This window comes from Klebsiella sp. CTHL.F3a (assembly GCF_019890895.1).
Classification (GTDB): Bacteria; Pseudomonadota; Gammaproteobacteria; order Enterobacterales; family Enterobacteriaceae; genus Klebsiella; species Klebsiella grimontii.
The window spans coordinates 1,340,663-1,355,406 of record NZ_CP082360.1 but is presented as its reverse complement, the minus strand read 5'-3'; the positions used below and the strand labels follow the sequence as shown (position 1 = coordinate 1,355,406).

Sequence of the window (14,744 nt, the reverse complement as noted above, 5' to 3'; positions counted from 1 at the left end):
TCGTTATTGATAAGTCATCGTAAATGACAGCACGCCGTTCGCGGTACCGGTAGTGATCTTATCCCCAGTCTGATAATAACGCGCCTTTAGAGGTACGCTGAATCCACCGCTTGCCGAGGAAGTCCCCACGCCGACATCCGAACCCAGCGCCATCGGCTGATTATTATAAAGCAACTGAATGCCCACGCCCGTGGCAGCATTATTGCCGCTGGTCGTATTGATCACTCCTCTTGTTGCATCAAAAATATTCCCCTCCATTTTGACGCTAACCCGGGTTCCAGCGTTGCAGGTGAGCGGGAGATTGAACGACTGGGTATAGGCGTCACCAGGAGTAGAACCTTTGCCGCTGAAGGCGCGTTTATCGACCTCTCTCATATCAACAGGTATCGCTGCCGTCGCCAGCTTACAGGCCGGAGTTGTCACCGTGAAGGCGTTGATATTGACCTCCGCCTCAGGGGATTGCCAAAGCAGCGAATTATTCAGTAAAACCAGCGCACCTACGGATTTCGCGGTTATCGTGCCGGATCCGGTTTCGGTTGCCGTTTTATAAAACGTCACCGTTACGGTGCCATTTAACGTCGGGCTAATCATTCCGCTGGTGTTCTCACAAAGTTTAGCGGTATTGATATCGCCCCGGATCGTATTGCTGCCGGTAACCGCCGCACTGCCACCGGCGCATTTTGTCGTTGAACCCGAGATGGCATAGCCAATACCGGCAACGTTGGTTTTATACACGCGCCGACCGTTCACCATCGAATCAAATGTGCCGTTCGCAATCACGCCTAAGGTCTGATTGGAGATTACGCCATCAGCAGAGTTGTAACAGCTGAACGCATTGATGGTTGGCGTCACAAGCTGAGTGCCGATAACTGCACCAATAGGGAGATCGCGCGATATCGTAATATTCTGCGGCGAGACGGTGGTTGAAGGCGTTGGGGTCGTGCAATCCCAGGCCAGAGCAGCTTGAGAAAATATCCCCAGAGCAGCAAAAATCAGGGTGATGACAATCGGTTTCATTTTTTCTCTCCTGCTTAATGGCATGGTGCAGTAACGTAATGCGTGGTGTCTGAAAACGAGGTTATCTGATATGTTGCGCGGCAGCTTTCACCCGCCCAGTTCACCTCCACGGTCCCCTTCTCCGGTGCGCCGTTTAGCCAGACCCGCTGGCGCTCGTCAACGATGCCATCCGTCAGGTTATCGCGATTTTTTATGCTGGCCGTCGCCCCAAACGGGATCTCTTTTCTGGACAGCTGTAGCATGATTTTGTATCCCGTTACGGTGGGGTAATCTGCCAGCGCTAAAGCACCTTTCGTGGGCACTACCGTACGAGTATCATTGAGAACATCCGTGTTGTTATTCAACGTGGCGGTATCCAGCGATAGACTGTTCTGCCGATAGGGCGTCACATATGGCACCACGGCAAAACCTTTACTGTCGGTATAAATCCCACCATTGTTTGCCACTTTTACTCCAGCGGCGTTATCCGCTTTTACCAGCGCCATGGTCTCGCCGAGCGGCTGAGTCGCGGCGATACCGTATGGATGCACCACCAACCCGCCCATCGCGCCTGCTGAAAGCTGGCGGCTATCACGAGAATAGCTGTAGCCAAGCTGATACTCTCCATGGCGCCCTTTATAGTTGACGGAAGCGCTGCCCATCGTATCGGAGCCTTTGCTGTTATAGCCCTGCTGCACGTTCCAGCTCAGGTTTTTATCTTCCAATGCAGAGCCGGATAATCCCATCTGCGAAACGCTATCACCTTTCTTATTGCTGCTAGCAGAGAGCGTCATCCAACTGTCCGACAAGAAACGTGACAGCGGGACCTGCATCGTAAAAGCGACAATATGATCGTTGTCATTGCGCCATGGCCCCTTCGAATAGCTATAGTTCAGGCCATAATTGATATTGTTAACGCTGGTGTTGTATCCCACATTCACACTGCGCTCGCTATCACCTCCCCAGTAATCCTGCTGCCAGGCGGAAAGATTTACGTTACCCCAGTCACCGATCCTTTGATTCAGCGTGACCTGAGCTTTACTGCGTTTATTACGTTGATAGCGCCAGTTGTCATCAAGCCGCGTTTCATCACTTACCATGCGGAACGGATTCACATCGCCGTTTGCTTCCTGAAAGTCACGAAAGCCCGATGAGGAGTAGCGGTAGCCCATCAAACTCAGAGAGGTTCCGGTTGTCGCAAAATCCTTGGCATACTGCGCGCGTAACGAAACCCCCTCCTGGGTCTTCTCGGGTAATTGCGAATGGGCAAATGTGGTATCAAAAGAGAGCGAACCAAGGTCGCCAAATCCTTTCCCTATTCCTAATGCGCCAGCCCAATAATCTGCTGAAGTCAGCATTCCGCCGTAAACCGTGGTATCCCAGGGCAAACCATAGCTCAGAGTCGTTTGCAAAAACGTTGGTTCCTTATCCTGATCATTTGCCGCCCGATACTGCCCCACAGCCAGCGCATATTTAAACTGGCCTTCCCGCTGCATTACCGGTACCGCGGAAAAGGGCTGAATAAACTGATGTACCGAGCCATCCGCTTCACGTACCGCCACGTCAAGATCGCCGCTGGCGGCAGTGGGATATAGGTCGTCAATCACAAAAGGGCCTGGTGGAACATACGACTGCCAGATAATGTTGCCACCCTGACGTATGGTTACCTGGGCGTTACTTTGTGCGATACCGCGCACCACGGGAGCAAACCCGCGTACGCTTTCTGGCAGCATTGAGTCATCCGAATAGAGCTGAACACCACGAAAATTTACGCTGTCGAAGACCCCGGACTGGGTATAACCATCACCCGCGCTAAACTGGCTCTTCAGCGTTTTTATATCCCGCTCAAGGGAGGTAGCAATGGTGTTCCAGCGACTCATTCCGTTGTTGTTGTTATAGGTTGAATAATTACGCAGCCGCCAGGGTCCGACATTAATGCCGCTACGCAGGTTTAAATAACTATCGTTTTGCGATTCAGTGCCGCCATGGTTATTGGCGGCGGAAACGTTATAGTTCAAAAACAGCATATTTAGTCCATCGTCCCACTGAGCCGGTGATACCGAACCCTGAGGATCCCGTCTCAGATACTCCTGGGGAACAGAGAGCTCAAGCCGCATTCCATTAAACTGAAAATGAAGCTGACTACCGGGCAGTAGGTTGCTGATATTTTCAACCGTCGCTGATTCATCCAACGCCATCCAGTTGGGCTGCGCATTTGGCTTCACGCCCCATTGCGTAAAATCTGCACGGGTCAGCACTGGCATTAAATCGCTTTCATGACTGACAAATACGATGTCGCGCGAGTCGACGTAATTTCCGTTGAGATAAACATCGACATGATACACGCCGGGCATCTGCCCGTCGGCTTTGCTAAAACGGGAGATATCAACATCACGAGGAAGATTTCCGCGAGTTTCAATAAAATCCGGGGCAAAATAATCCTCAGCCAGTAGCGCTGGGACATAAATGCATAAAAAAATAAGCGCAGCTAACTGAGTTAATTTTGCACAACCTGACATCGCATTAAACTGGAGCATGAATAATTAACCTAAATTTTAAATTTATGTTGAGCCGTAATGCCTCCAAAGTCATTTATCGCACGCCACGATACTTCACCACTCGCTACTGTTGTCTGAGGTAGCGATAGCGTCTGGAATGGTAAAACCATTGGAGGTTTTGCTAATTCTTTACCATTAACTTTTACATCATAAAGCGACACGCTATAAGGAGTCGGATTATGCACACTGAGTTTTCCACCCGCGGCGGAAAAGGTTAATTGCTGATAAGCTAATGAAGGGTCGCCTTTTAATCCTGCGGGGCGATAAAAAACTTTCATTTTACTTTTTACAGCAATCAACAACTCATTCTTCGCCTCCGCCGACGAAGAAGGTATTGATTTAATATTCAACCAATACACGCTTTCGCGGTCTTGAGGTACAGCGTTACCGGCTAACATCACACGTACAGAATTCTGCGTATGTGGATTTAATTTAAATAGCGGTGGCGTAGTGACAAAAAGGCTATCACCATCATCACTGTTCTCATTTTTACTGACCCATGACTGAATTAAATAGGGTGTATTATCTGGGTTACTTACGCTGATCGCCGCTTGATGACCAGTGCCATTATAAATTAATCGGGTGCCACCAATTTCCACACCACTGATGGCGCTTGTTGAGATAAGTAACAAACTCACAGCGATTTTTTTTAATACTTTCCGAAACATGAAGAGATCCTGAGAGACTAAATCAGGGCCACAAAGGGCCCTGCGGTTACTGATAAGTTACGGTAAATGACGTAGAGGAATTTGCTGTTCCTGCACCAACTGCGCCCGTCGCCATATATTTAGCGAAGTAGGTCAGGGTATTATTCACATCTTCCAGCAAAGTCACGCTTGCCGAGGTGGAGCCTACTGGAATAAGCGTCGTGCTATCCTGCTCATAAAGGGCCACGCCAACATTCGATGCAGTTTGCCCGTTGCTAAGAGCCAGAATAGAAGGATTCGCGGCACTGGTGGTACCATCAAAACGAATGCTGGCGCTGGAAACGCTGGCAGGGCAGGATTTCAGCACAATGTTAAAGCGCTTCGCCGCCGCCGTAGCACCATTACCACCGGTAAATGCCGTGGTAGAGATAGTGCCGAGATCAACAGGTTGAGAAATAGCGGAAGTATCAACCACGCAGGCTGTCCCCGTAATGTTTCCGGTAAAATTGATAACTCCGTCAGCGGCATTTGCAGCCTGAAATACGGACAGAGACATAAGTGCAGAAATCAGTGCAATCTTTTTCATATATAAGTTCCAGATAATTAATTAAATTTTTGAAAATAAATAAGCAATCCTAAAAAATCTTTGTAGCTTTCACCTCCATAATTTTTTAACGAGTGATACCACTCAGTTATATTCGCAAGTGCTTAACTTATAGGATTCGCTGCGCACAATATTTTGATACAGCGAAACGCGATTGTTCTGCTGAAGCTTAAATATCAGACTGCGCCGATGGGTATAAAACGTTTTCATCGTCATCCCTAGCTCAATACCAATTTCTTTAGCATCCAGGCCTTTCTGCATACAAGAGAGCACTTCTTTCTCACGACGAGAAAGTGAATATTTCACTCTATAGTTATATCTTGAATTCTTAACCAGTAAACATGAGGGGATCTCATTCAATCGACATTTTTTATCAATAAAAATGAAATCCGGCAGATGCATTAATGCATAATAGTCAAGATCATTGGTAATAAACGCAATAACTTTCCTGCCGGGAAATATGTGCTTTCGCACCTCTGACAGGTTTATCGTTTCAATGTCTATAATATAGTAGTTTTCATCAATCAACTCCGGCGTTAACAACGCACAGATGCCGACGATAAAAAAGTAATCATCAGAAAAAATGGCGTCTGACAAATCCATAAAGCTTACCTTTCCGACATAATCCTCTTTGTTATTTAGCGTCTGTAATCCCTTTCGTGTTTCGATGTAAAATTTACAGAAAATATTTTTTTATGACAGCATAAAAGTAATGGTTTTCACTTATTAAGTTAAAAACGATCGTTTCTACTATCTTTTCATCTTTCATGGATTATTAATCCATGAAGAGCGCTAATGGCCAAACCAAAAAACCAATAATAAATAAAAACATGGAATTTAAAACTAGTACAATGCATAGGTGCAACTTAATGATCTATTAGTCTTTGATAGCCAGAACCTGTAATAACCATGATTTTAGATTTTTCTTAGACAATATTCCCTTAACAGTTAACGAAATATATTGCGTCGGAACAGGGCTAATTTTACCTGGTTAACCGCAGGGTAACATCAGCGAACGCTGATAATTCTGTCAGGAAGGGCCTACAGATGTAGGACAAGTGATTATGACTGGAAATATTCGATGGACTGTTCCAGCTTATTAAGCGAACTTTCTATTTGGTCCAAAACGTTGATAAGTTCTGTCGTCGAAATAGCATCGGGCAGCCGGTCTTCAAGCCGTTGGGCAATATTGACCAATTCATTAGCCCCCAGAAGCTGGGCAGTACCGTTGAGGCGATGAATATGATGTTTCACAGATGGATAGTTCTCCTCGCGAGCGGCCACTCGGGCGGCCTCCAGATCGCGTCGATTTTCCCGCTGCGCATCGCGCAGAGCCGTGAGCATCAGCGACCGATTGCCTTGCGCCAGCACCGCCAGCCGCTTCTCATCAAACGCAGCCCGGCTCGTCTCGCTCACTTCGGCTAACAGTCGAGAAATTTGCGCAAGCGTAATCGGTTTAAAAAGACATCCCGTCATTCCCGCCGCAAGACAGCGTTCACGTTCATGCTGCTGTGCCGTCGCAGTCAGTCCCCAGATAGGCAGCTTGCTATCAAATCCTCGCACCTGCCGGGTCAAGGTGATTCCATCCATCACCGGCATATTGAGATCGGTAATAACCAGGTCGTAATGATCCTGCTGGAGATAGCGTAACGCCTCTTCACCATTTCCGGCTTCATCGGCAGCAATACCCAGGTTGGCGAGCTGGCGTTTGAGTAGAAGACGGCTGGAGGGGTGATCGTCAGCGATTAATACTCGCAGCGCTCTGTCAATGACCGACGATGAAGGCTCGGTTGCAACGGATTCAGGAATGGCATCATATGACGTTTGCACTGGCAGGCTTAGCACCACGCGGGTCCCCCGATTAAGCTCACTGTGCAGATCAATTGTTCCTCCCATTTGCTGCATCAGCGCTCTCGAAATCGCTAGCCCCAGGCCAGAACCACGATGAAGTTCCCCCACATTCCCCTGGCTGAAGGGCATAAACAGGGACTTTTGTTCTTCGCTTCCGATCCCTGGCCCTGTGTCACTCACCGAGATCGTCAGCGTGCGATCGCGCTTTCTCGCCGACACCTGAACGCGCCCATCACGGGTGAACTTCACCGCATTACCAATCACGTTGGTCAGCACCTGTCCCAACAACTGAGGATCAAGCTGCATGGCTTCTTTGGGTTCCAGATGCGATTCATAGCACAGCGCTATTCCCTTTTGCGCGGCAAGTGCAGTAAAGAGCAATATTTTTTCTCTTATCAGGGCATCCGTATGCACCCACTTCACAACCACCTCTTGTAACCCGGACTCTATCTTTTCGAGGTCAAGAATCTCACCAATCAGTTTTAGCAATGAGCGTGAAGCCATCGCGGCATGCTCGACCGACGCTTTATCGGCAGGCGTGAGGTGGGTAGTAGACTGCTGCAGAAGTTCCAGAAATCCGACAATCGCACTTACCGGCGTGCGGATCTCGTGGCTCATGTAAGAAAGGAATTCACGCTTCTCTTCATTTGCCTTCTGGGCTTTGTTTTTTTCCATCTCGAGTAAACGCTGGGACGCCTTTCTTCTGCGAACTTGCAGTGCCAGGTAGGCCACCCAGAGTAAAGCACTTACCACCAGCAAAGCTGCGAGAGCAGCCACCAGATAGAAAGGCCGGTTATATAGCTCCCAGGTATCTATTCGGACGTCCGGCAGGCGTATCCACTTACTGACAATCTGCAAAACTTCTTTCTGCGGAATATCATCAAGCGCTTTATCAAGAATCTGCCTTAATTCAGGCTCAGAACGAGGAACACCAAAACTGATTGCCGCTGGCTGTGCTTCCGCTAGCGGAAGCCACGCTAGCTGGTCAGGATAATAGTGCTCGCTAAGGTAGCGAGCGGTCAGCTGATTGGAAATCGCGGCATCAACCTTCCCTGTTGCAACAAGATTTAATGCTACGCTGGAGTTCTCGACTTCCTCCCAGTGGATATTCGGATGACGGGTTTTCATTTTCATCAGTAGAGTGTGATCGGCGCTGATTGCCACCCGGGTCCCCGGCTGAAGCGCGGTTTCCTGTGCATCCTCCTTTCTGACCACGATGACAAACTGGGTGGTAATAAAAGGATGGGTAAAGGAGAGATCGTTTTCGCGGCTCAAATCATAGGTTGCAGCCTGTACAATATGCCAGTTGCCCTTTTTCATCTCAGAAATCATATCTTCATTCGATTTGACGACAACCGTTTCAAACTGCATTCCCGTTTGCAGACCGATCAGATTAAGAATATCCCCTATCACCCCACGTATTTCCTGATTACTATCAGCCATGGTATACGGCGCAAACCATGGATTAATAATCACCCGCAGCGTCTTGTGACTCTTTAACCACTGCTTTTCACGCGAGGTGAGATTGAGCGGTTCAAGCAGAAAAGAGAGATTGCCTTTATCAATCGTCGACTGCGCAATTTGCCCGTGGAGATTTTCATCTATCGCGCTGATGGTGCTGTTAATAATCTTCCGCAAACGCGCCTGCGCTGGTAAAAATAAAAAGTGGCTCGTTTTCTGCGGCGAAGACCAGAATTTAACCGTACTCAACGCCAGGCTGAACTCCTGCGACAGCCAGGTACTGGTGGTCAGCGAGTCCCCCATAAACCACGCATTTTGCCCGTAGGCAACAGAGCTCAGCGCTTCCTGATAATTGGCGTAATTGGCAATCTCGGCATTCGGAAACGCCTGATGAATAAAATCAGCATCAGGGTAACCTTCAACAACCGCCACGCGCGTACTCTGCGGGCTGTGTAAGGGGGCCATGACGTTTACCAGAGAAGTCACCAGCCCCGGCCAGGAATGGACCAGTGAAGCAGAAAGCTGGATCCCCTCTTCCACAGAGGGCCGGGTATCAAGGCCGGTCAGCACCGTATCAATTTCACCCGCCCTAAGTGCGCGAATCGCATCGGCGCGATTTTGATACCCCAGCACGGTAATGCGGATATTCAGCGAGTAGTGGATTAGCGTCAAATAATCCGCATTCATTCCCCGGTAGCGTCCGGTAAGCGTGGTTTGCACCAGCGGAGGCTGTCCCGGTAGATAAACCCCCACGCGTAGCGCTCTTTTCTGCTGCAGCCACCGCCTGTCATCCTCGCTCAAATAAACCGGAACCGGCGTGATGTAGCTGTAGCCAGACAGCTCCAGTTCAACCGGAGACTCGCCCTGCGCATGAACGCCATGAGCGCTAACTATCCAGATAATAAGGAGTATTGCGCGCCACGCTTTCATCGTCAGGTCAGCTTATTTTGATGGGCAAAGGAGAGGAGTTCGACCAACGATTTACAGCCTAACTTTTCCATCAGCCGCGTTTTATAAGTACTCACCGTTTTAGCACTAATAAACATGGCTGCGCCAATCTGCGAATTGTCTAAGCCGCTTAGCATATAACTCATCACCTTCATTTCCTGCGCCGAGAGTGATTCCAGACGTTGGCTATCCGTTAGCGCAACCGTCGGTTCTTCGAGGAAAAAAGGAAAATAGCTATAACCATTATGCGCTGCATTAATCGCCGCCAGAATATTATCCATATCCTGTCTTTTACTAATAAAAGCGTTCGCCCCCGCCTGAGCGCAGCGTTTACTGTAATAACGATCGTTTTTTGCTGACACCACAATTAATATCCCGGTAAAACCCTGTGCTCTGAGTTTTTCCACCAGCTCAACGCCATTAATACCGGGGATTTCAACGTCCACAACGACGATATCCACCACCGTTTTTGCCAACGCCTTTAGGGCCGCAGCCCCGTCTTCATACTCGTTGATAATGGTAATGCGCTGCTTTTCCAGCACGCCACGAATGGCCATGCGCGCCAGGGGATGGTCATCCACAATGATTGCACTACAAGATAGACACTCGCTCATATGCCCACCCGAAAGAATTTCTTCTTAAGAAACACCCTATTTACGATAATAGCCTGGCGGCACCACCGGACTGATTTATAAATGAATATTTATTGTTCCCACGCACGTTATTCACGCAATTTTGTGCCTCTACTAATCTAAGCTACTCATTACCTTAGACACTGTTACCGCCTTCACACCCCGGAAGGTTACATGTTACTTTCCGCGTCATTTGTTTTTAAAACAATAAGATAAATAGATTCACGCCCCCTGCTCCTGCTAATTTTATGCCTGAAACGCACCCTGTGCGCAGTTCTAAAAGAGAGATAAACATGAAACGAGCTGTGAACGCCCTACAAAACTTTGGAAAATCACTGTATGGACCGGTACTTATCTTGCCGATAGTGGGTCTGTTTATCGCTTTTGGCAACGTGCTCGGTAACGGTAACCTTGCTGAATACCTGCCTTTCCTCGGCCATCCTTTCATACAGAATATCGGCCAGCTAATCGCCAAATCTGCGGTATCGGTACTGGTGAATCTGGCGCTAATCTTCGCCGTGGGTATTCCTGTTGGCCTGGCCACGCGCGATAAAGGCTACGCGGCGCTCATCGGCCTCGTGACATTTATCGTCTTTATCAACGCTATGAACATCACGCTTCAGCTACAGGATAAGCTCGCGGCACCCGAGCAAATGAAAGCGGCGGGTCAGAGCATGGTTCTGGGCGTTCAGGTACTCGAGATGGGGGTCTTCGCCGGGATCCTTACCGGTGCGCTTTCAGGCTATCTCTACAATAAATACTCCCCCGTGCAGTTCTCCGGGGCTATGGCAATCTACTCTGGCCACTGCTTCGTTGCCATCATCATGCTGCCGGTCTCAATGCTGCTTGGCGTGCTGATGAGCGAAGTGTGGCCGTTCGTTCAGCACGGTATCAGCGCGATGGCCCTGGCGATTAAAGGCTCCGGCCCCTTCGGTGTAGCGATTTACGGGTTTCTTGAGCGTATTTTGGTGCCGACAGGACTGCATCATCTGGTCTATACCCCCTTCCTTTATACCGAACTGGGCGGAACGCAGGAGGTATGCGGCACGGTTTATCAGGGCGCACGTAATATTTACTTCGCCGAAATGGCCTGCCCGCAGGTCAAACAGCTCAGCAGCACGGTGGTCTGGGATGCTCGCGGCATCAGCAAAATGTTCGGCCTGCCTGCCGCCGCGCTGGCGATGTACCTGACCGCAAAGCCAGAGCGTAAAGCCGCAGCAAAAGCAATACTAATCCCGGCAGCGTTGACCTCCCTGCTGGTCGGCGTGACCGAGCCTATTGAGTTTTCTTTCCTGTTCGTTGCCCCGCTGCTGTTTGTTGCCCATGCCGTGCTGACCGGCCTCGGCATGATGCTCTTTTCGCTGTTTGGCGTTCATGCGATCGGCGCGAATGGCATTATCGATTTCATTCTTTATAACCTCCCGCTGGGCACCGAGAAGTCAAACTGGCCGATGTATATCGGCGTCGGTCTCATTATGTTCGCGCTCTATTTTGTCGTATTCCGCTTCCTGATCCTTCAATTCAATATGAAGACGCCGGGCCGTGAGGATGATCAACAGGAGACGCGGCTGTATAGCAAACAAGAGTATCAGGCCAAAGGAAAAAACGACGGACTGGGCGAATCAATTATCGCTGGTCTTGGCGGGCGTCAAAATATTGACGTCGTTGATAACTGCTACACCCGTTTACGCGTCACCGTGAAAGATGTCGACATCATTGATGAACCCGCGCTCAAGGCAACAGGCGCGAAAGGCATCATCAAGCAAGGTAATAACGTCCAGGTGGTCTACGGACTGCACGTCAAGAAAATGCGAGAAGCCGTTGAGACGTTTCTCTGAAGGAGATAATCATGTTTAAACCCCCGTTCATTTTGACCATTGCCGGAGGCGGCAGTACCTATACTCCAGGCATCGTAAAAAGCCTGATGGTGCGGCTGAGCGAGTTTCCGCTGGCGGAAATCCGCCTCTATGATATTGATGAAAAGCGGCAAAATACCATCGCGCCGGTTGTTGAGAAAGTGATACGAGACCATAGCGCAACCATCCGCTTTAGCGTGACAACCGATCCCGAGGCCGCCTTCAGCGGCGCACATTTCATCTTCGCTCAAATGCGCGTGGGCCAGTATAAAATGCGCGAGCAGGATGAAAAAATCCCGCTGCGTCACGGCGTTGTCGGCCAGGAAACCTGCGGGCCGGGCGGGTTAGCTTACGGTTTGCGTACTATCCTGCCGATGGTTGAGCTGATTGATTTTGTGACCCGCTATGCGCATGAAAAAGCCTGGATTGTTAACTACTCCAATCCGGCGGCCATCGTAGCCGAAGGCGTACGCCGACTGCGACCGAATGCGCGAGTGCTCAACATCTGCGATATGCCGGTCGCGGCGATGCGAAATATGGGCGCGATCCTTGGCGTCGATCGCCATAAGCTAGAAGTCGATTACTTCGGTCTGAACCATTTTGGTTGGTTTACCCGCGTTCTGGTCGATGGCGAAGATAAACTGCCGGAGCTACGTCGCCATATCGCCAAATTCGGTTTATTAACTGAAGATGCCGCGAAAACTGACCCTCAGCACTCCGACCCGTCGTGGGTGAAAACATGGCGAAATATCCAGCCAATTATGGATAATTTCCCAGACTATTTGCCAAACCCCTATTTACAGTACTACCTGATGCCAAACCAGATTGTCGAACATCAGGATCCTGACTACACCCGTGCGAATGAAGTAATGAACGGCCGGGAGAAAAAACTGTTTGCCGCCGCCGAAGAGTATCAGCGCACCGGTATCCTGTCGGATGCGTTTCATGTCGGAGTACACGGCGAATTCATCGTTGACGTTGCCCGCTCGCTGGCGTTCAACCTGCATCAACGACATCTGGTGATGGTCGAAAACCGGGGCGCAATAAGCAACCTGCCCTACGATGCGGTAGTTGAGATCCCGGCCTATATCACCTCAGAAGGTCCGGAACCTATCCGTGTGGGCCAGGTGCCGCTATTTCATCAAACCTTACTTCAGCAGCAGTTGGCATCAGAACAGCTGCTGGTGGAAGCGACAATTGAAGGCAGCTACGAAAAAGCGCTGCAAGCCTTTACGCTCAATCGCACCGTCCCGACAATGGCGCATGCGAAAGCAATCCTTGACGAGATGATCGACGCCAACCGCGAGTATTGGCCTGCCCTGCATAAAGCCTGGCGCGAGGGTGAAGCGATATAAAAGCGGCTTTTAACGCGGCTCAGTCCTGAGCCGCTTGTCGGCAGCGCAAAAAAAAACGACAATCTTTGCGCAGGCTAACGTCACCCCCGCGTTTATGAAGGGCAGTTAACGCTATTTCGAAAGCCGGGTCTCGGGTAACCCTTTAATCTCCAGAGGTGATCTTGCTTTTCATCCCCACCATTCAGGTTGTGAAATGAGTAACCGGCTGGCGACGCTTTTAACGCGCGGTAACGCCCTGACCCGCGCGGAATATCGGGTGTTGTCGTACCTTACTGAACATCCCCTGCTGATCGGCAATATCACCGTTCGCCAGTTGGCAAAGGCCACTTTCGTCTCTACCGCTACCATTATGCGTTTGTGTCAGAAACTGGGTTTTAGCGGCTACAGCGAATTTATCTGGCACTGCAAGCAGTTGCTCTCTGAAACGCCTCACATTGCTCCTCAAACACAAATCGCCGCGGATTTGCCCGGTCTTTTCAACCAATTTATCGCTAACTATCAGCAAACTTTTCACTGGGTCACCGCGGACAAACGTGATGGCTTTTGCTCGTTGCTGCGCGAAAAGGAGAGTTTTTTTCTCTATGGCGCCGGATTTTCTTATCTTTTTGCGGAGTATCTGACAAAGAAGCTTCAGGTGTTGGGCAAAACGGCGTTTATCTCCGGACCCGGCGATAGCCGCAATATTTTCTTAAGCAATGCCGCACGGTATCAGGTGTTTATCGCGGTATCGCGCAGCGGCGAAACAGAACAGGTACTTGATAAAGCGCGGATAGCAAAAAATATCGGCATGACGGTGGTCGCGTTTACCCGCGCATCAGCCAACACCCTTGCCGGCATCGCCGATCTGCACTTTGCGCTGTATGATGAAGCGGTACATTTTGCTGCGGAGGCCTCAGGCGTCACCTCCTTTGAGTCAAACCTGGTCCTGCTGATGGATTTACTGCTGCTGGAAGCGACCGGTTAAAAACGCCGTTTCCAAAATCACTCTTCCCCAGGCCAAAGTGCCGCGCTCCGGATTGATTTTTAACGATCAAACGGGTACGTTGCCTCATAAATCCAGGGAGATGGTTGTAAATCATGCCAATTATTCAATCTGTTGAACGCGCGTTACAGATCCTGAATCTGTTCAATGAACAGACGACAGAGCTAAAAATCACCGACATCAGCAAACAAATGGGGTTGAGTAAAAGTACCCTTCACTCTCTGCTCAAAACGCTACAGCTGCATGGATATATCGATCAAAACCCTGAAAATGGTAAATACCGGCTTGGCATGAAGCTGGTTGAACGGGGTTACTTTGTCGTGGGTACCATGGATATTCGCCAGAAAGCGAAAGGCTGGCTGACTGAGCTCTCTTCACGCACCGGCCAGACCACTCACCTCGGCATCCTTGATGGACGCGAGGGTGTTTATATTGAAAAAATCGAAGGCAAGCTAGCTGCCATCGCTTACTCCCGTATTGGCCGTCGCCTGCCAGTCCACGCAACGGCAATAGGCAAAGTTCTGGTGGCATGGCTTAGCAAAGAGGAACTGGAGACGCTGCTGATCGATTATTGCTTCACCGCCTACACTCCCGCCACCATTACCTCCGCAGAAGCCCTACGAAAAACGCTGGCACTGACCCGCGAGCAAGGTTACGCGTTTGATAACGAAGAAAATGAACAGGGCGTCCGCTGCGTGGCAGTCCCTGTCTGGAACCATGAATCGCGCGTCATTGCGGCATTAAGCCTCTCTACGCTGACCTCGCGGGTGAACGATGAAGAGCTGGCGAGTTTTCGCCAGCAGCTTCAGGAAGCCGGGCTCCAGCTTTCGCGCGCGCTGGGTTACCCGGGCTAA

General features: G+C 49.9%; 11 protein-coding genes. 4 read left to right on the top strand and 7 right to left on the bottom strand.

Going from position 1 to position 14,744, the window contains the following annotated elements; all coding sequences use genetic code 11:
* Positions 1-3: 3 nt before the first annotated feature.
* From K7H21_RS06490 to evgA, 7 genes are all read right to left on the bottom strand, one after another.
* On the bottom strand, positions 4-1,017 hold the full coding sequence (locus tag K7H21_RS06490) for a fimbrial protein (protein WP_004123822.1): 1,014 nt from the start codon (positions 1,015-1,017) through the stop codon (positions 4-6).
* 14 nt (positions 1,018-1,031) lie between these two features.
* The gene (locus tag K7H21_RS06485; RefSeq protein WP_223035660.1) at positions 1,032-3,533 is read right to left on the bottom strand and encodes a fimbria/pilus outer membrane usher protein; all 2,502 of its coding nucleotides are present in this window, start codon (positions 3,531-3,533) and stop codon (positions 1,032-1,034) included.
* An 11-nt stretch (positions 3,534-3,544) separates the two neighbouring features.
* Complete coding sequence (locus K7H21_RS06480; protein WP_004123828.1) at positions 3,545-4,222, bottom strand: fimbrial biogenesis chaperone; 678 nt, start codon at positions 4,220-4,222, stop codon at positions 3,545-3,547.
* A 46-nt stretch (positions 4,223-4,268) separates the two neighbouring features.
* Positions 4,269-4,787 carry a fimbrial protein gene (locus K7H21_RS06475; protein ID WP_004123832.1) on the bottom strand — a complete coding sequence of 173 codons (519 nt, stop codon included), beginning with the start codon at positions 4,785-4,787 and terminating at the stop codon, positions 4,269-4,271.
* Positions 4,788-4,889: 102 nt separating this feature from the next.
* The gene (locus tag K7H21_RS06470) at positions 4,890-5,408 is read right to left on the bottom strand and encodes a helix-turn-helix transcriptional regulator (RefSeq protein WP_004123835.1); all 519 of its coding nucleotides are present in this window, start codon (positions 5,406-5,408) and stop codon (positions 4,890-4,892) included.
* Positions 5,409-5,867: 459 nt separating this feature from the next.
* Entirely contained in the window at positions 5,868-8,837 is a 2,970-nt protein-coding gene (locus K7H21_RS06465; RefSeq protein ID WP_261365656.1) for a response regulator, read from the bottom strand.
* Between the two features lie 212 nt (positions 8,838-9,049).
* On the bottom strand, positions 9,050-9,679 hold the full coding sequence (evgA, locus tag K7H21_RS06460; protein ID WP_004123841.1) for an acid-sensing system DNA-binding response regulator EvgA: 630 nt from the start codon (positions 9,677-9,679) through the stop codon (positions 9,050-9,052).
* Between the two features lie 311 nt (positions 9,680-9,990).
* Here evgA and K7H21_RS06455 point away from each other — a divergent pair, with 311 nt between their 5' ends.
* From K7H21_RS06455 to K7H21_RS06440, 4 genes are all read left to right on the top strand, one after another.
* Positions 9,991-11,535, top strand: a complete 1,545-nt coding sequence (locus K7H21_RS06455; RefSeq protein ID WP_004123842.1) for a PTS transporter subunit EIIC — start codon at positions 9,991-9,993, stop codon at positions 11,533-11,535.
* Positions 11,536-11,546: 11 nt separating this feature from the next.
* On the top strand, positions 11,547-12,908 hold the full coding sequence (locus K7H21_RS06450) for a 6-phospho-alpha-glucosidase (RefSeq protein WP_049114792.1): 1,362 nt from the start codon (positions 11,547-11,549) through the stop codon (positions 12,906-12,908).
* 193 nt (positions 12,909-13,101) lie between these two features.
* Entirely contained in the window at positions 13,102-13,872 is a 771-nt protein-coding gene (locus K7H21_RS06445) for a MurR/RpiR family transcriptional regulator (protein WP_004123848.1), read from the top strand.
* A gap of 113 nt (positions 13,873-13,985) precedes the next feature.
* Complete coding sequence (locus K7H21_RS06440) at positions 13,986-14,744, top strand: IclR family transcriptional regulator (RefSeq protein ID WP_004123850.1); 759 nt, start codon at positions 13,986-13,988, stop codon at positions 14,742-14,744.

Coding starts and splice junctions, on each gene's coding strand:
- K7H21_RS06490 (WP_004123822.1), bottom strand. CDS start 1,017: ATGAAACCGATTGTCATCACCCTGATTTTTGCTGCTCTGGGGATATTT.
- K7H21_RS06485 (WP_223035660.1), bottom strand. CDS start 3,533: ATGCTCCAGTTTAATGCGATGTCAGGTTGTGCAAAATTAACTCAGTTA.
- K7H21_RS06480 (WP_004123828.1), bottom strand. CDS start 4,222: ATGTTTCGGAAAGTATTAAAAAAAATCGCTGTGAGTTTGTTACTTATC.
- K7H21_RS06475 (WP_004123832.1), bottom strand. CDS start 4,787: ATGAAAAAGATTGCACTGATTTCTGCACTTATGTCTCTGTCCGTATTT.
- K7H21_RS06470 (WP_004123835.1), bottom strand. CDS start 5,408: ATGGATTTGTCAGACGCCATTTTTTCTGATGATTACTTTTTTATCGTC.
- evgA (WP_004123841.1), bottom strand. CDS start 9,679: ATGAGCGAGTGTCTATCTTGTAGTGCAATCATTGTGGATGACCATCCC.
- K7H21_RS06455 (WP_004123842.1), top strand. CDS start 9,991: ATGAAACGAGCTGTGAACGCCCTACAAAACTTTGGAAAATCACTGTAT.
- K7H21_RS06450 (WP_049114792.1), top strand. CDS start 11,547: ATGTTTAAACCCCCGTTCATTTTGACCATTGCCGGAGGCGGCAGTACC.
- K7H21_RS06445 (WP_004123848.1), top strand. CDS start 13,102: ATGAGTAACCGGCTGGCGACGCTTTTAACGCGCGGTAACGCCCTGACC.
- K7H21_RS06440 (WP_004123850.1), top strand. CDS start 13,986: ATGCCAATTATTCAATCTGTTGAACGCGCGTTACAGATCCTGAATCTG.